Here is a 16,760-nt window from a genome sequence, read left to right as displayed (position 1 = left end):
TTTTGCATTCGGCTTCTGCCATTACTTCTTAACTTTCCCCCTGGCCTGGAGCTGCTCCCCGATAATCTTGTCCGCGATGCCCAGAAACTCCTCGGCAGTTCCGAGGGGGATGGAAGCCCCGGAGGCGACACTGTGCCCACCGCCGTTTCCCCCGACTGCGCCAGCTGCTTCCCGCAGGGCAAAGGAAAGGTCAAGGCCCCGGGAAACGAGTTCACGGGTGCCCCTACCCGAGACTTTCAGGATGCCTTCGGACTCGTTTACACAGATGAAGGGAAGTTCGGGGTGGAGGTAGCGGACCACCGTGCTTGCCAGGGTCCCGGTGGAAAGGGCGTCCACGGTGTTGATGTACCAGAGGTTTTCTCCTTTGTGGATTTTTTCGATTTCTTCCCTGATGGAACGGGCAAGGTTTTGCTGGTGCTCCCTGGAAAGAGCAAGGGCTTCTTCCAGGACTCCGGGGTCCTTCATGCAAAGCCCTACAGCGAGCCCGTAAACTTTCATTTTACCGCAAGTGTTGAGGATGGAGATGAAATCATAGACATTTGGCACGAGTTCCCGGTTCAGGATATAAATGTCCCCGATGACGGCTTCCACGGCTTCCGGGCTTGCTTGCCTTGCAAGTTTCAGGGCAACGGCATTGACAAGTTTCGAGACCCCCTCATCAGAGAGTTCCTCGATCCGGCCGGAAAGCCCGAGCCCGCCAAGGAATTCCCGGACCTTTACCGGGTCCCCGGTTATGTCCAGGAAAGGTTCGGTGCTGTAAGTAAGCACTTCGGCAAGGTCTCCATCCCCCACTTTCAGCCCTTTCCGGATGGATACGACCCCTGCCTTCAGGGCCTCTTCCAGGATAAAAGCGTTTGCAGTCCGGAAAAGCTGCTTATCACCGACTGCCCCGGCAATCGCCAGGCCTGCCAGGTCCGTGTTTTCGGGGCCCATTTCCCTTGCAACCAGGTAGCATGTGCCGGAAGCCGAGATGTCCGTGGCCCCGTCGATCCCCACCGTATGCGCGTTTACAACGGCCTTTGCAGGGGACTCCCCTACAGGCTTGTGGTGGTCAAGCACAACAACATCAGCCGCCACCTTCCCTACCAGGTCAGAATACCCGCTGCCCATATCACAAAAGATAACAAGGTCCCCTGGAGAAGTGCTCCCGTTAACCTCCTCAATAACGGCCTCATCAAGCCGGGCAGCTATCGAAAGCTGGAAACGGATGCCAGCCCTGAGCAAAGCCTGGGCCATGATCCCTGCCGAGGTCAGCCCGTCCGCGTCGTTATGCGAGATCAGGCGCACAAACTGGTATTTCAGGATCTTTTCAGCCGCATTTTTTGCAAGGTTTATCAGTTTTTCAACTTCGCTCAAAATCCATCACTCGTAAATTTAGTAGTAAAATCAGGAAACAAAATTAAATAATTTACCTCAAAAAGCCTCACGTCGGATGTCGCTCTAACATCGGACGTCATTTTATACAGCCTTGATCTTATAAAACACAATACCTTTCTTAACAGGCAGACCTGCAGGATATTATAACCAGGATATACAGCAGGAACAGTAGACCTTACAGCCAGATATACAGCAAAAAACTACAACCAGCATATACAGCAGGAACAGCAGGACATAAAAAAAATATTACAGCCCGGATCCGGAAAGAATCATAGCAATGCAGCCTTTTTCCGGATCGTAAAAACCTCACGGGTCAAACAGAATCATTCAAGGGTCAAATTAATTAATGAGAAAATGTATATTGCGTAATGCTGGCGGGAAGCCTCGCCTACTTCGGACATCAGTAGTGTAGCGGTCATCACCGGGCGTTGCCAACGCTCGAACCCGGGTTCGAATCCCGGCTGATGTATACCTTATTTCCCATACATTTTTCACTTTAATTTCCGACCCTTATTTTCCGACATTGTTCACTTAATTTCCCAGATATTTTTCATATTATTTTCCGACATTGTTCACTTAATTTCCCAGATGTTTTTCATATTATTTTCCGACATTGTTCATTTTATTTTCCGACATTGTTCATTTTATTTTCTGACATTGTTCATTTTATTTTCCAAAATTTTATTCAATTACCCCCCTTCAGCTGCAACCTAAATTTGACAGATCAATTTTTTGGCAAATTTTAATTTGACACTTGTTATTTATGGACCATTTGTTATAATTTGTTAAGCATTTAAATCATTATATCTCATATTAATTAGTATATATTTCATGTTTTAGGCACGCTATGACAATTTTCCAGTAAAATTGCGCCAAAATTAGCCTCAATTTTTGTAATCTGTCAAATTAATTTCGGGATATTTTTCAAATTTCAACGTTTTTTCACCAATGAAAGCTTAAACTGTCAAACTTGGGCTGCAAGTTTTTGAACTCACAAAGCTAAATAAGGAAAGCCGCCAATTTAATTTCAAAAACCATCTTTTTCACAATTAACCGGGGAGTGGATAGCATAAAGTATACTTTTCAGGATTCAACCGAGTTTCCCGTACAGAGAGATTTCATTCAGGACCTGCAGGATTTCCTGGGGGTTTCGGAAGAGGTCATCCCTCTTGAAAGGTCTGCAATCAGAACAAAAGAAGATAACAGGGCAGGAACCGCAATTCTGGAAAAAAGAATCCGGGAGATAGATGAGTTCCAGATAGAAGTGACAGGCTATCTTGAAAATCTCACCCAGGAAGTCGATTCGGAGGACATTCAGGAAATCAAGAACAAGATACTTGAAACCTGCGCTGCGGCTGCTTCAGGGAAAAAGGACGAAAATCTGGAAGAACTTGAAAAGGAGACCAGGATTGCCAGAAATGAAATTCATCAGCTGGAAACGAAGATTCTTTCGATCCTGAGCCCCTTTTTCGAAGCCGGGATCTATGGGGCAAAGCACGCTTATTCTGCTGCCGTTGAGGGGAAAAAACTGACAGGAATGCAGGTAAGTTCCATTGATGACATGCAGTACGAATACGACCTGACTTTTGCAGAAGATATGATAAAGGTTGGGGACCTGCACGAGCTTACCCTGCCAATCTGGGTGAAGGCAGGAATCCTGCATAAGGAAGACAAAATAAAAAAGCTCGACGTTTCCGATTTCCACATCATGTCAATCGAATATGAGGGAAATAGCCTCAGTACCGTGTTCGAAGATAAAGAAGGCGAACACAGGATCACTATCTCGGCAGACGAGATGTCATACCTGATCCTGCACGGGGACTATGAGATAAGCGGAGATGAAAAACTGGCAGCTTCCATAGATATGGATGCCTTCTATGAACTGACAAAAAAGCTCAAACAGTTTTTTAAAGAATCCGTGGAGTCCAGAAAGCTCAGGCGGGTCCTGCTGGAAGGCAAGAATGTAATGGACGAAAACAGGGTCCAGGACTCCCTCAAGCTGATCGCGGGGATATACGGGAAACTCATAGGGGAATGTGTTGAGAGAGGCTATACCAAAGGCGAGATTAGCATCAAGATCGAAGAGCCCGGAGGGATCAGGACCGAAAAGTACCTTTCAAGTCCGGAACTCCTGAGCCGACTCTTGGACGTCGGAAGCGAAGGGCTGGAACTTGCAGGAATTCTGGGGATAACAGAGACCTGAACCGGGAAGTTGAAACAGAGATCTGATCCGAATAGCTGAACAGGATAACAAAAACAGAAATCTGAAAAAAGACCTTGAAAGTTATCTTAAGCATCTGTTCAGTTCCAACTCTCAGTAGCAGGATCAGTTCATTCTCATTCAAAAGAGTTCGAAGCAGGAAGTGCCCATTTTTCATTCATCTTATTTTTCATTTCTCGGACTTCTAATTTATCTGATTTATCAGTCCTCTTCGCACTCACTGCAGCTTCCAAGCTCTTCATAACTCCTCGCCCCGTCCGGCAAAAAAGGAGTTACCAAAAGCACTGAAAAGAGTAAAAAGAAGGTGCCCAGTGTCCTGAACCCTGCCTCGACGGTGGCGTAAAACATGAGAATAAAAACTACAACCCAGAAAATAAAGCTCAACTGAAAAGCAATTTTTACCTTGTGAACATAGTCCGTGCTCTCGCTCAAAATAGTCCCCCCTTAAATGCCCCAGAATAATATAGTTCTCGTTAGAATAAGTAAATAATTATTTTAAAAATATAAATAAGTTGAAGAGGGGTGACAAAAAAGAAATTGAAAAGAGATTGAAAAGAGAAAAAGAAACGAAAAAGAGCCTGGAGTTCAGAACTCTATATATTTGAGGAACTTTTCTCCGTCCTTTACCCTGCTTACAAAATCCTCTTCATCGGCATAGGGCAGCCCTGCGGCAACAGCATTCGAAGCTTTCTTGCCAAGCCCCGGAAGTTCCCTGATAAGGGCAGGAGAAGCGGAATTAATCGAAAGGGGGTGAGGAATACCGGTGATGGAGCGCATCCCGTGTCCGGTCACGGTTACGTCAGTGAACTTCCTGAAGGGCAGGGAAGCGGGAATTCCGACCAGCAGGGGATAAGATCCAAGCTGTCTTCCGAAAGTGATTCCGTTTTCGTGCACCTCACACATGACATCCTTCAGCACCGTGCCTTCGGGAACGACGCGGCGGAGCATTGGGAGGTCGATGTTTTTCCGGACCCGGTCCTTGTATTTCAGGAAGAGTTTCTTGTGCTTGCCAGCAGCGTCATCCTTTCCGCACATGGGGGTGTCAGGGAAAGCCATGACCTGCCGGATATTGATCCTGCGGAGCATCAGGCCGGAATCCAGCACATTCTGGAGGAAGTCGTAGTTCAACTGGAAGGTCTTTTTTGTCTCACCCATAAGCCCGTGGACGAAGTTAAGGCCCGGCAGGAGTTCCGGAAGCCCGTTTGCCCCGCGGGCGGCGCCCAGTTCGTTCACGAGTTTGATGGCTTCGAAGACCTCTTCGGGGCTGGCTTTCAGGGAGTTTGCCCGGATCACCTGTGGGTCCGCACTTTCCATACCAAAGGCAGCCACATCCCCGGGGGTGTGGTATTTGATGATCGTCTTAATTGCCCGGGCGGCTTCTTCGGGGTAGGTGGCAATGGTTATCGGGTTTGCGTTGTCCAGGTGGAGCACGGAAAGCTCCGGAGCGGCATTCCTTATCCCCCTGTAGAGCCTCTCAAGCACTGCGGGATCGGGTTTAGGGACCGGCCCGCCTGCATCGGTGCCGTGGTAGGAAAGGAGGTCGGGCTGCCGCCCAATCCTGAAATAGCGGGCACCATGGGAATAGAGAGCCGAGACTTCAAAGACCACGTCCTCCACGGGGCGGTAGTCCGAAGCCCCGTAGAATGGTTCGGTGCAAAATGAACAATGTATTTTCCGGCCGCAGCCCCGGTAGGTCTCTAGTTCGCACATGCAGTAAGGGTAGTCCGGGTGCTGCCTGAGAAGAAAAGCTCCCAGCGGTGCCCAGCGCCCGATTTCGGAGGTAGTCCGGAGGCGGTGTCCCACGGTTTCCGGGGCTTTCAGTTTAATGCCCGGCTGCTTCCCCAGAATGATTCCATTACTGTCTTTACTGTCTATAATGCCTTCACTGCCCTCAAAAAGGTCAAAGACAAAAGCCTCAATGTCCATTTCCGCAAGCACGGCACCTTCAAGGCTGATCCCACTACCGAGGCCTTTTGCAGCTTTTCCGCCTTCCTCACTGAAACCAAGCCTAATAGGACCGCCTATGACTTTTACCCCTGTTGAGCTCCGGAAGATGGTTTCGATTTCCCCGGGAGAGATGGGCGTGGCCCGGAGGTACTTTCCCGGAACGGTCATGCCTGCAATCACGATTACGAGTTCTGCTTTCCCGATCAGTTCCCCGGCTCCCGGCGGGTTTTCCCGCAAGCGGTCGATTGTCAGGTAGTGGATATCGGTTTCGGAGAGCCCGCACTCCCGGAGGGCGCCTGCTATGTACCGGGGGTAGGGGGAAAAGTAGGGAGGAACCCCAAGGCAGGCGGGTTCGTCTACATAACCGTCAATGATCAATGCTTTCATGGAAGTCCTCTTTTGAGTCCTCTTTTGAGTCCTCTTTTATGATGGCAGGAATTCAGGTGGAATTCAGGTGGGTTAGATAGAGGTGATAGATATATATTGTAAGTATATTGTAAGGTCGATTTTTGGAGCAGAGATTTAAGGCTGATATTGTAAGGTAGATTTTGAAACAATATAAAAGGGATATTAAAAGCTGAATGAGATATTAAAAACGTTATGAAAACAGTATTAAAACTGAATTGTATTAAAACGAAGAAAACAAAGCAAACAGGATTAGAAAAATTGATTAGAAGAAGTTAAAGTAATGGGGCCGGGACCGAGAATCGAACTCGGATCGTAGCCTCCACAGGGCTACAGGATGACCGCTACCCTACCCCGGCCACGCAGGATTGGGTGCTCAGGCTTGAGCAACCTATAGAAGGAGTTTTTTTATATAAAGTTTTTGCCGGAAAGGACAGGAGAGACCCCTTAAGAAAGGGGATTTTCTGCTTCCCGGCGGCTTAAGAGGGAGAAATTTGCTTTTCCGGCCCGCTTTCAGAGTTCTTTGAGGCGGTCAAGGGCAAGTTTTGCGGCTTTTTCCCCGGAAAGGAGCATGCCTCCGAAGACCGGACCCATCCGCGGGGCGCGGGTTGCGGCACTTGCAGCCATGCCGGCTACGATCAGCCCGGGATAGATTTCCTGGGTGGCTTCAACAACAAGCTTTTCTCCGATGTCGGCCCACATGGGTTTTTCCCCGATCTGCCCGAATTCCCCGATTTTTGCATTGGGGATTTTCCTCAGGATAGTGTTGCAGACCACGGCGTCGTGCCCGGTCCCGTCGACCACGAGCTTTGTGCGGATCATGAGGGGGTCGACGTGCAGGCGGTTGGTGGTTACAGGGCTCCAGTTGATGACGATGCCTACGACCCGGTCGTTTTCCCTGATCATGACGTCCTCGAAACTGACCAGGTTGAAAATCTCGGCTCCTGCGGAAGTGGCTCCGCTGATCAGTTTTCCGACGGATTCCACGGAGTTTGCAATGTAGTAGCCGGATTCATATTCCTTATACCGGATCCCGAAGTCGTCCAGGATACGGGTGGCTTCCTCCTGCACAACGATGCGGGGAAACATCATGCCGCCGGCCCACATGCCGCCGCCGAGGGAAAGTTTCTGCTCGTATAAGGCAACTTTTACCCCGGCTTCAGCCAGGTACTTTGCAGCCACCAGGTTTGCAGGGCCTCCCCCTACCAGGGCCACGTCGATGTCCGTGTATTCAAGGAAAGTTTTTGAGTACTCTTCAACAATTGCGCGTGTTATGATGACTTCGTCAAGTTCCATGTTAATCTCTCATCAGGAGTTATTGGGATTGGAAATTTGCAGGTAAACAAACCCCGGGTCCTGCGAAAAAACAACCCCGTTTTGTAAACCTTTTTTCGTGACAATCGGAAATTACATTTCCATAACAGGCATTGGACTTAAACTTATTGGGATCAGGAGATAAAGATGAAAAGGGAGCAGGAATTCCCGGAAAGAAATAGATGGAATCTTCCCTTACAATGACAGGAAATGACAGACAATAAAGGCCAGATCAACAGTTTTACAGACAAATTTACGGATATTTTGTGGACAACTTTTTGGACATTTTACAGATATTTCACAGAAAATGCCACAGACATTTTACGGACAATTTACAGACATTTTACGGACAATTTCCCCGGATTTATACGGGTTTTGTTGTCCAGACTTCTTCAAAAATATTCCCGGAACTCCGTTAATGTCATATACGGAAAAGGCGATTACTCTCAACAGTTCCAAAGATAAGTTAGATTTACTGAAAAAAGCCGCACAGGGGATTCTTCAGCTAATCCCTGCGGTCATAAGCTTTTTCGATCAAGCTAATTCAAAAGTATCATTAAACACTTTTTTAAGGTGATTATATGGGAAAGACAATTGCAGAAAAAATAATAGGTGAACACGCAGGCAAGGAAGTTTCCGCCGGCGACATCGTGGTCGCTGCGGTGGACGTTGCCGCGGTTCAGGATGGGACCGGGCCCCTGGCTGTCCAGCAGCTCGAAAAGATGGGCCTTGTCCAGGCTAAAAACCCCGAAAGGACTGTCCTTTTCATTGACCACGCAGCCCCAAGCCCCCACAAGGACCTTTCAAACGCCCACAAGATCCTGAGGGGCTTTGCAAAGAAGACCGGTGTAGACCTTTCCGAAGTCGGGACCGGCGTCTGCCACCAGCGCCTGGTTGAAAGCTACGTGAATCCAGGAGACATCCTGATCGGGGCAGACTCCCACACCTGCACCTCCGGAGCCCTCGGCGCTTTTGCCACAGGCATGGGCTCAACCGACGTTGCAGTAGGAATCGCGCTCGGAAAGACCTGGCTTCGCGTGCCTGAAACTATCAGGATCAACGTAACCGGTGAGTTCAGGGAAGGCGTCTGCGCAAAAGACCTCATCCTCTACCTGATCGGCAAGATCACCGCCGACGGCGCCACGTACAAAGCCCTCGAATTCGGCGGCGAGACCATCGAGAAGATGGCAATGTCCGACCGCTTCACCCTTTCCAATATGGCAGTCGAAGCCGGCGCCAAGACCGGCCTGATCGCATCCGACGCCACCACCAGGGCCTTCCTTGAATCCCGCGGGCGAGGAGACAAGTTCAGGGAAATTGCCCCTGACGAGGACGCCGTCTACGAAGAAGTAATCGAGATCGACGCCTCCACCCTTGAACCCATGGTCTCAGCCCCCCACACCGTGGACAACACCAGCACCGCAGCCGGGCTTGCAGGCACGAAGATCGACCAGGTCTTTATCGGGACCTGCACCAACGGCAGGATCGAGGACCTTGCAATCGCAGCCAAAATTTTAGAGGGGAAACAGCGCCACCCCGACACCCGCCTGATCGTGGTCCCCGCCTCAAAAGACGTCTACCTTGACGCAATCGCAGCCGGCTATATAGAGACCTTCATCAAAGCCGGAGCCGCAGTCATGGCTCCCGGATGCGGACCCTGCGTGGGCGTGCACCAGGGCATCCTCGGCGACGGGGAAGCCTGCCTCTCGACCCAGAACAGGAACTTCCAGGGCAGGATGGGAAACACCGAAGGCTTGATCTACCTCTCATCCCCGGCTACAGCCGCCGTCTCGGCTATAAAAGGCGAAATCACAGACCCCAGGGAGGTGCTCTAAATGGCAGAAGAAATGCAAAACAACCTTAAAGGCAAAGCCTGGAAATTCGGAGACGACATCAGCACGGACCACATAGCCCCCGGCCGCCTCTTCCACCTCCGGACCAACCTCCCGGAACTCGCCAAACACGTCCTGGAAGACGCCGACCCCGAGTTCCCGAACAAAGTCCAAAAAGGCGACTTCGTAGTCGGCGGACGCAACTTTGGCCTAGGATCCAGCCGCGAACACGCCCCCACGATCATAAAAATCTCCGGTGTAGGCGCAGTCCTTGCCAAGTCCTTCGCAAGAATCTTTTTCCGAAACGCCATCAACGTCGGCCTCCCAGTCCTCATCTGCGACACCGACCAGATCGACCCCGAAGACGAACTGGAAATCGACCTTGCCACAGGCGTAATCAAGGACGTAACAAAAGGTATCGAACTTACCTTCTCCCCGCTCCCTGACGTCATGATTACGATCCTGAACGACGGCGGGCTTGCTGCACATATCAGCAAGTACGGGGACTTTAAGTTAGAGTGAAAAAAGCGGCTTTTACGGCCGTTATTTCTTTTTTCTTTTTTTGAGGGGATTTTTTTGGTGAGCGGAGGCTTTTGGGTTTTGAGGTGGAGGGGAGGGGAGATTGGAGAGAAGAAAACCGGGTTCCGGATTTATGGACTTTGCCGAATAGACATGTTCAGGGGATCAGTTACTTTTCCATAATTAGTTGGTAGATTCCGTTATTGAATGTGCATGGACTATAGGTTCCTCCCAGTTATCCATGAAATTCAGAACAATTGCTTCACTACGTGTTTCAGACTCACACTTGGCAGTGTGTATCCATTTAAAAATGTGCATCATACATTCTTCACTTTCTAAATCCACACCCCCATATATCTCAAATGAATAATTACCTACAAATGCTGTTATGTGTCTTTTATCACACTCTATGAAAGAAATATCATCAACATTGAGAAATTTAAGCGTTGAAATGCGTTTTTTTGCTGAAATGAATACTGTGAACATTTATTGGAACCTCCTTTTTGTAAGCTCTTATATTGAAATTCTGACCTGATGTTCATCTACACACAAAATGAATTTTGAAATTAAAGATGTTTTACCTCATCAAGAAAAGCGGGTCGTTTCTTAAATTCGGTTTTCAGGTAGGTAAAACGGGTCATCCACTCCTGTTCATCACTCAGGATGTCTATATAATAAATTATCGAAATTTTTCGATTTGTACTTTGACTCTGTACCGAGGCGACCTTTAGTAGCCAGGTTCCATGCCCAGCCACGCTCGACGAAGGAGAGCGGCCTGCCCTTAAAGTTAATGAATAAAAAGAAGAGAGTGAAATAGATAATTAAGAAAACATATAGTTTGATTAACTTAGCAAATAAAAACACTATCGTGTAAAGCCATAATATATTTTTGTCAATAGTCATTGCAGAGACAATAGGCAGATTTTTATAAAAACGCTATCAAGAGAATTAATTTTTTGACTGTAGTATATTTCCCTTCGACTAACTAACAGGTATTATCATAAAATCTATACACCAATGAAACGGAAAATAAACCTTGTTAGGAGGGATTTAAAGCATAACTCTTCATTCTATTTAGGAAAATTATCCTCGGTATTATCATTCTTTTCATAACGGTAATATTGTGGATTGACTTTGTAATTTCTGTAGATTAAGCCACAAACTTGATCCCAGGTTATGAGTTCCTCCTCTAGAGTAGAAGGAAGCTGAAGGCTCAGTCCTTCGAGAATCTTAAAACGGTATAAATCGAAAGCTGATCTGATTCTATCACCATAATCAAGCGCAGCTTGGACAGCAGTTAGATAGCTCAAGTTAGATATCAGCAATGTAACTGCCAACAATATAGAAAAAGTATGAATTTGTAACGGCCAACTTTGAACATTGTTTGTCTTCAAAAAAAGTTCTATAAGGAAAGATATTAAAGCTAATGTCGAAATTGCATATAGTCTAAGGACGAGTGAGATCATGGATACTAGCAAAGGGATCCACCATATTAACCAAATTGGCGATATCCATCCTATCAAGAACGATAATGGAATGCCGAAGATTAATGAAAATGCAGATAGAGTTACCATAAGCACAAGCGGCGTTTCTGAATTCTGAAGATAGTCAACAAAGTTTTTTGGCAGAAGTGGCACAAGTCTAGGCCAAATTAGAGTTGCATCGAGGTTATAGCGTATTAAAGAATACAGTTCAGCAGCTTTAATTACATTTCCTAGCTCAGTAGGCATTGGAGCTACATAAAATCGGTTTGGATTCTCATAATCCTTTTTCTCTGGGCATCTGTAAAATAGTTCATATTGGATCTTAAGCCGCTCTTCCTCGATCTTATCTATTTTGTCTAAAATTCCTCTAAGCTTTTCTGGTGTATTATCTTCTGTTTTTTTGATCTCTAGTTCTACCCTCTCTTCCTCCAGCTTCAAATCCCTATTATTTTTCTGGTTCCATTGATGCTCCCAAGAAGAACACATTTTATCCTGCAGAATCTTAAAAGGCTGAACATTGGGCCAGTAACCCTCATATAAGCGAATGAGTGTAGGCTGGAGAGTTATGGTAAGGTAGGAACAGAATGTTATCCATAGTAAAAAAACGACGAATATTAGCGCTTGTGAAACGGGAGAAAGACCAGTATATGTACTCCATTTGCTTTCTGTACCAAACAAACCTAGTTTTAAAAACTCGATAACTGATATTGTTATTCCCCAAAAAATCAAGTTTGGAAAAAAAGCAGATACTAAAGTATTTTTATCAAAATACCCTGTAACAGGCCGTCTCAAAACTATGCTTGATCGCACATTTGGGTAAGAAATATTAGGAATATTTATCTTTTTAAAAATATGTATTACATATAAGTATACTATTTGATAAAATTAATTCCAGTGTTTCACCATGTTCAAAAAGTACGATCAAAAGCAGCAATTTTTACTTCCATTAAGCCTGGAAGAGTTTGTTCCTGAAAACCATATTGCCAGAGTGTTAAACGACCTCATAGATCTCGTTGATATTAGTGATATTGAGTCCACTTACTCTGAGGAAGGTTGCCCTGCCTATCACCCAAGATTTCTTTTAAAAATCTTACTCTACGGGTACCTTATAAACATTAGAAGTTCACGCAAGATAGAGCAAATGACACAAACTGATACTGCTTTTATGTACCTTGCAGCTATGCAAAAACCTGATTTCCATACTATTTGTCGATTCCGTTCAACTCATCTTGACCCGATTAAAGAAATATTTTCACAGGTTGTCACGTTTTGTAAGGAAATGGATATGATTGGTTCCAGTATTTCGATCGATGGAACAAAGGTTAAGGCAAACGCTTCACCAAGACAAAGTAAGAGTTCCGACGCTCTCAAAAAAGAGATCGATAAGATACTCAAAGAAAGCATTGAGGTCGATAAACAGGAAGACGAAATTTATGGTGATTCGACACCATACCAGGTGCCAGAAGAACTGGTTAACAAGCAGAAAAGATTAGAGAAAATCAAAGCTGCTATGAAAAAAATTGACGAAGAAAAGTTAAAAAAAGTAAACATCACAGACAACGATGCTAAAATTATGAAGCATAAAGATGGAAGCAAGAAACCTTCTTATAATTGTCAGGTTGCTGTTGATGAAAAGGAACAAATAATCGTTGCATCAGACGTTGTCGATGAAGAAAATGACTTGCATCAAGTTGAACCAATGATAGAAAATGTAAAAGAAACACTGGGATACAAGCCAACAATAGTGCTGGCAGATGCAGGTTATTTTTCATATGATAATGTGAAATTTTTACTCGATCAAGAAATTGATGCTTATATTCCTGATAACTTTTATGAAGTAGAGAAAAGGGGAAAAGCAAAGAAGTTCAGAAAATCTCTCTTTAAATATGATCAGGAAAAGGACTGTTATTATTGCCCTGCTGCATTTGAAATCCCATTTACAAGAATACAAAAAAGGAACGATGAGCCAGATTTACGGTATTATGTATGTAAGTATTGTTCTTTATGCGTGTTAAAAAATGCATGTACCGAGAGTGAAAACAGGACAATATCAAGAGATCCAAGGGAGTACCTGATGGAGAATATGAGGGCTAAACTGAATACAGAAGAAGGAACGGAACAGTATCAGGAAAGAATGTTTACTGTAGAACCTGTGTTTGGCCAGATGAAACAGGATAGAGGATTCAGGGAATTTCTTTTGAGAGGGAAAAGGAAGACAAAAATTGAGTTTATTATGATGTGTACTGTACACAATCTAAAGAAAATAGTGGATTTCATGAAGAGAGAAGGTAAAAGTTTGAAAGAAATTCTGAAAATGATAACCGGGAGAGGAAATAAATTAGGGAATGGATGCAGAATTGTGGCGGGAAAGACAAGTAAGCTATGTTGATCAATGAAAACTGATCTCTTTTCGAATAAAAATTGAAATTGAAATGGATATTACCCAATTGTAGAATTCAAAACGGTTTTGAGACAGCTTGGTAACCTTATTCACAATAGTGTCGAACATAAATATTTCTCACTCAAGATATTCCATTTCTCCGTGAAGTGGGTTCTTAGGGCACAAAGGATTATGTCCTTCTCTAGGGAAGCGATAAGTAGGAGGACTACACTTTTTGCATATGAAACCTTTAGCTGGGGAATTGATTCCTCCAGGTAAACTAATTAATCCATAAACGATGTTATCTTCTAAACTTTTAACTATAGATTCCCTTGATAGAACACCTAAGATTTTATTATCATTGCAAAGGATTATTCCTTCAGCTTTTGTTTCATTTATGTATAAAAAGTATTGTTGTAAATCTTCAATCTCCAAGGTATCTATCAGCTTATCGGTTATTAAGAGAGCTGGTAGCTTCTCGATAAGATCTGATAGCTTTTGATTTCCTTCAAATTGATTTAGCAATTCTTTACTTAGCAAAGAGATGGGTGCTGAATTATGTACAATTAGTATAAACTTAGCATTTTCTTTCTCTAATATTTTTTCAGCATCCTTTATAGATACAGATCTTGAGAAAAATATAACCTTTTCAAGGTTAGAGTAAAGTTTTAAGTTATCTGTCAAAAAACTCCTCCTTTAATAGCAATTTACACGGTGTAGCACATCCCAAGAGATATTGACTTTAATCCAATACTATATTTGATCATTAACTGTTTTAAGTTCATAGAAAACGTAGCCATCTTCGATCCAATTTTTTTCCATCTTCATATGAATTATATAATAAAGGCGCAATATTATCCCAATGCAACTTTAAAATATGTTCAAATAGTTCAGCAAGTGATAATGCGGATTTTATTGCTTCTTTACCGTCTTCAGAATCATCAACAATAACGTTTAAATATAGTCTTAGAATTTCGCGTCTTCGTAAAGTTGGTGGATGTGTACTATATTTAATATTTTTTGCAGAACCAGTTCTTAAAATCGAAACACTTTTTTCGATAATATTTAGGAAACCAAAAAAAAGATCTGCTCCGGCATATGAAAGTGCAAGATCAAAACCATTTTTCATCATACAACTAAGCATCAATTTTAAACCTAGCATATCAGCTTGAATTTCATTTTCCCAGTCGAAAATTATTTCATTAACTTCTAAACTCTCAACATCATGCATCATCATTCTACTTTTTTGCATATGACCAAGAATTATGTGGGAATATTCATGTCCCACTGCAAACAATTCCAGTGACTTCCTTAATAAAGAGGCTAACTCCATTGGATTTCGGTCTAAGAAATATTGTGGTGCTGCACCTGGCTGGCCATAAAAAATATACGACAAAATAAGTTCATTGAATCTTTTAGATGCTTCTTGGTGGCTCTTAAGATAATTATCTATTTCTTCTTTTTCTGCTGAAAATGATAACATCTCATTGTCTTCCGTTTTAAAACCTGACTTTGACAGTTTCCACTAATTTTAATTAAAATTTCCTTCATTTTTCCCGATTTTTGTCAGAAAAAGGTATTTGACAGTTCAAATAAATTCATCGAATTTTCTAAGAAATTCCCTTTTTTTGGGTTAAAATCAAGCGATTTATGGAATCGAAATTGGCATAAATATAAGTTTTATTCTTATTCTTCAGAAAATCTACGGTAACTGTCAAATTCGATAGACTCTTTTTTATGAATTTTGTTGACGTATGCTTGAGTTCTTTGAACTCATATCGCATCAGCGATATGAGTAATTGGGCAATGAATCCTATGATTATTGCTCCATAGATGCTCTCATCCGTCCAGACCCTTAGTGGTTTTATTTCTATTTCGTTTTTCAGCGAGTTAAATATTTTTTCAATTGAATCCTTTTTCCTGTAGGTTTCAAGAGCATCTATAAGTGTCAAATTCTTACTTGATTTTAGGCAGAAAAATCCTTCTCTTCCGTTAATTACCTCTTCTTCAAGGAGTTCAAAGGCTTCATCTTCACTCATCTCAACCAGCTTTGTCTGGTATGAATAACTTATATCAATGAGTTTATTATTGATTCTGAATTTCTTCGGAAGTTTCTTGTTCTCATCAATTGATTTCTGTATCTCTTTTGCCTCTTCCACCATTCTCTGTACTTTTCTGACTCTTGCTTCCAATTGCTGTTTTTTTAAGGTTTCTGAGAAATAGAGGTAGTTTGTACTGCTGGGTTTTACAATCTTTATCCCATAGATCCCCTTTTCTTTGTCAACGACTTCAGGATCAAGCTGATCAAACATTTTAATCAACTTATCATCGCTGGCGTTGAGCTTCTTTGCAGTAAGGTAATCCATTTCATCTTCTTTGATCAGAGCTAGATTTTTTATGCTATTTGCACCTTTGTCAAAAACAACAAGTGACTCTTTATTGAGTCTACTTTTTACCTGCTGATACGTTTTTTTAAAATGAGTCTGATCGGGAACGTTTCCTTTTTCCACAGTAATTCCAACAGGTAAGTTTATTGGATCTGCAAGTTCGCTTACTCCTAAAGTAATCTGTTTTTTATCTGGACGGTGATCGCGGCTGTAACCATATTTACCAAGTGGAGACTTATCACCATAAAGAACAATACTTGTCCAATCCATGTTGATATTAGTGTGTTCAAAATTGTACATGGAGAACAAAACATCCTGAATATCCAGAATGATCTCTTCTTTATTACTTCCCAAAGTTTGAAGGGTTCTGTACAGAACCCTTTCATTGAATTTTTCAAGATTGAAAAATTCCAGGACTTCGTCCTGGTTAATCCATTTATGAGCCCGATCAATGCTAAAGTTCTCTGTAAGTTTATAGCTAAGCAAAGCTTTGATCAGAGAATTGAAGTCGATACCTTTAGCCTTATGATTACCCAAAATAGATGAAAAATTAAGCTGTTCATACAGGTTTTCAACAGCAAGAATGGTTCCGATGGGAAAGCATATATTGTCGTTAGGAGTTATTTCATATGTTCTTAGTTTTGTTTGCATTTTGGTCGATCAAACATTACTAAGAACTATGATTTTTATTTAACTGTCAAACTTAGGTTACAGTGCAACTCCCAGAAAATCTTCGAGTTACTATGATCCCGAAGCGGAACTCGGGTGGTTCAAACGGTTCGTGGGGGTTGAGCGGGGGAGCCAGCCAGGCGAAAAATAAAAAAGAAGTTATGAAAATCCGCTTGAGTGAAATATAATCTTCTGGGAAAAAAGAAGCTGATTTGCTACTTAAGC

General features: G+C 43.5%; 13 protein-coding genes and 2 tRNA genes. 5 read left to right on the top strand and 10 right to left on the bottom strand.

What is annotated here, in order from left to right; genetic code table 11:
* Window positions 1-21: 21 nt before the first annotated feature.
* The gene (locus ACSAZK_RS16120; protein WP_440955055.1) at window positions 22-1,356 is read right to left on the bottom strand and encodes a DHHA1 domain-containing protein; all 1,335 of its coding nucleotides are present in this window, start codon (window positions 1,354-1,356) and stop codon (window positions 22-24) included.
* Between the two features lie 418 nt (window positions 1,357-1,774).
* On the opposite strand from ACSAZK_RS16120, the gene ACSAZK_RS16115 reads away from it, so the two are divergent.
* Together ACSAZK_RS16115 and ACSAZK_RS16110 are read left to right on the top strand one after the other, a co-directional pair.
* Window positions 1,775-1,846 (top strand) — tRNA-Gly (locus tag ACSAZK_RS16115).
* Window positions 1,847-2,437: 591 nt separating this feature from the next.
* Window positions 2,438-3,580, top strand: coding sequence for a hypothetical protein (locus ACSAZK_RS16110; protein WP_440955054.1), 1,143 nt, complete (start codon window positions 2,438-2,440; stop codon window positions 3,578-3,580).
* A gap of 219 nt (window positions 3,581-3,799) precedes the next feature.
* On the opposite strand, the gene ACSAZK_RS16105 is transcribed toward ACSAZK_RS16110, so the two are convergent.
* The 4 genes from ACSAZK_RS16105 to ACSAZK_RS16090 form a co-directional block, all read right to left on the bottom strand.
* Window positions 3,800-4,030: a hypothetical protein gene (locus ACSAZK_RS16105; protein ID WP_231582937.1), complete on the bottom strand. Its 231-nt coding sequence runs from the start codon at window positions 4,028-4,030 to the stop codon at window positions 3,800-3,802.
* Between the two features lie 153 nt (window positions 4,031-4,183).
* The gene (locus tag ACSAZK_RS16100; protein ID WP_440955053.1) at window positions 4,184-5,932 is read right to left on the bottom strand and encodes a radical SAM protein; all 1,749 of its coding nucleotides are present in this window, start codon (window positions 5,930-5,932) and stop codon (window positions 4,184-4,186) included.
* Window positions 5,933-6,234: 302 nt separating this feature from the next.
* Window positions 6,235-6,309, bottom strand: a tRNA-His gene (locus ACSAZK_RS16095).
* A gap of 154 nt (window positions 6,310-6,463) precedes the next feature.
* On the bottom strand, window positions 6,464-7,246 hold the full coding sequence (locus tag ACSAZK_RS16090; RefSeq protein ID WP_440955052.1) for a sulfide-dependent adenosine diphosphate thiazole synthase: 783 nt from the start codon (window positions 7,244-7,246) through the stop codon (window positions 6,464-6,466).
* A gap of 599 nt (window positions 7,247-7,845) precedes the next feature.
* Here ACSAZK_RS16090 and ACSAZK_RS16085 point away from each other — a divergent pair.
* Together ACSAZK_RS16085 and ACSAZK_RS16080 are read left to right on the top strand one after the other, a co-directional pair.
* A complete protein-coding gene (locus ACSAZK_RS16085) occupies window positions 7,846-9,099 on the top strand; it encodes a 3-isopropylmalate dehydratase large subunit (protein ID WP_440955051.1) in 1,254 nt (417 codons plus the stop codon).
* Window positions 9,100-9,618, top strand: a complete 519-nt coding sequence (locus ACSAZK_RS16080; protein WP_440955050.1) for a 3-isopropylmalate dehydratase small subunit — start codon at window positions 9,100-9,102, stop codon at window positions 9,616-9,618.
* 180 nt (window positions 9,619-9,798) lie between these two features.
* Here ACSAZK_RS16080 and ACSAZK_RS16075 read toward each other — a convergent pair whose 3' ends face one another.
* Window positions 9,799-10,101, bottom strand: a complete 303-nt coding sequence (locus ACSAZK_RS16075) for a hypothetical protein (RefSeq protein ID WP_440955049.1) — start codon at window positions 10,099-10,101, stop codon at window positions 9,799-9,801.
* A gap of 584 nt (window positions 10,102-10,685) precedes the next feature.
* Entirely contained in the window at window positions 10,686-11,909 is a 1,224-nt protein-coding gene (locus ACSAZK_RS16070) for a hypothetical protein (RefSeq protein ID WP_440955048.1), read from the bottom strand.
* Window positions 11,910-12,003: 94 nt separating this feature from the next.
* On the opposite strand from ACSAZK_RS16070, the gene ACSAZK_RS16065 reads away from it, so the two are divergent.
* The gene (locus tag ACSAZK_RS16065; protein ID WP_440953887.1) at window positions 12,004-13,488 is read left to right on the top strand and encodes an IS1182 family transposase; all 1,485 of its coding nucleotides are present in this window, start codon (window positions 12,004-12,006) and stop codon (window positions 13,486-13,488) included.
* 129 nt (window positions 13,489-13,617) lie between these two features.
* Here ACSAZK_RS16065 and ACSAZK_RS16060 read toward each other — a convergent pair whose 3' ends face one another.
* The 3 genes from ACSAZK_RS16060 to ACSAZK_RS16050 form a co-directional block, all read right to left on the bottom strand.
* Entirely contained in the window at window positions 13,618-14,163 is a 546-nt protein-coding gene (locus ACSAZK_RS16060; RefSeq protein WP_440955047.1) for a hypothetical protein, read from the bottom strand.
* Window positions 14,164-14,260: 97 nt separating this feature from the next.
* The gene (locus tag ACSAZK_RS16055; RefSeq protein WP_440955046.1) at window positions 14,261-14,962 is read right to left on the bottom strand and encodes a hypothetical protein; all 702 of its coding nucleotides are present in this window, start codon (window positions 14,960-14,962) and stop codon (window positions 14,261-14,263) included.
* A 127-nt stretch (window positions 14,963-15,089) separates the two neighbouring features.
* Window positions 15,090-16,517, bottom strand: coding sequence for an IS1634 family transposase (locus ACSAZK_RS16050; RefSeq protein WP_440955045.1), 1,428 nt, complete (start codon window positions 16,515-16,517; stop codon window positions 15,090-15,092).
* Window positions 16,518-16,760: the final 243 nt, after the last annotated feature.

The sequence above is a fragment of the Methanosarcina sediminis genome, from assembly GCF_052056915.1.
In the GTDB taxonomy this organism is placed as follows: domain Archaea; phylum Halobacteriota; class Methanosarcinia; order Methanosarcinales; family Methanosarcinaceae; genus MTP4.
This window is presented reverse-complemented; position numbering and strand designations above follow the sequence as displayed.

Bases quoted from the DNA above. Each gene is read 5' to 3' on its own strand.
- ACSAZK_RS16080 (WP_440955050.1), top strand. From the start codon at position 9,100: ATGGCAGAAGAAATGCAAAACAACCTTAAAGGCAAAGCCTGGAAATTC.
- ACSAZK_RS16090 (WP_440955052.1), bottom strand. From the start codon at position 7,246: ATGGAACTTGACGAAGTCATCATAACACGCGCAATTGTTGAAGAGTAC.
- ACSAZK_RS16075 (WP_440955049.1), bottom strand. From the start codon at position 10,101: ATGTTCACAGTATTCATTTCAGCAAAAAAACGCATTTCAACGCTTAAA.
- ACSAZK_RS16100 (WP_440955053.1), bottom strand. From the start codon at position 5,932: ATGAAAGCATTGATCATTGACGGTTATGTAGACGAACCCGCCTGCCTT.
- ACSAZK_RS16050 (WP_440955045.1), bottom strand. From the start codon at position 16,517: ATGCAAACAAAACTAAGAACATATGAAATAACTCCTAACGACAATATA.
- ACSAZK_RS16085 (WP_440955051.1), top strand. From the start codon at position 7,846: ATGGGAAAGACAATTGCAGAAAAAATAATAGGTGAACACGCAGGCAAG.
- ACSAZK_RS16065 (WP_440953887.1), top strand. From the start codon at position 12,004: ATGTTCAAAAAGTACGATCAAAAGCAGCAATTTTTACTTCCATTAAGC.
- ACSAZK_RS16055 (WP_440955046.1), bottom strand. From the start codon at position 14,962: ATGTTATCATTTTCAGCAGAAAAAGAAGAAATAGATAATTATCTTAAG.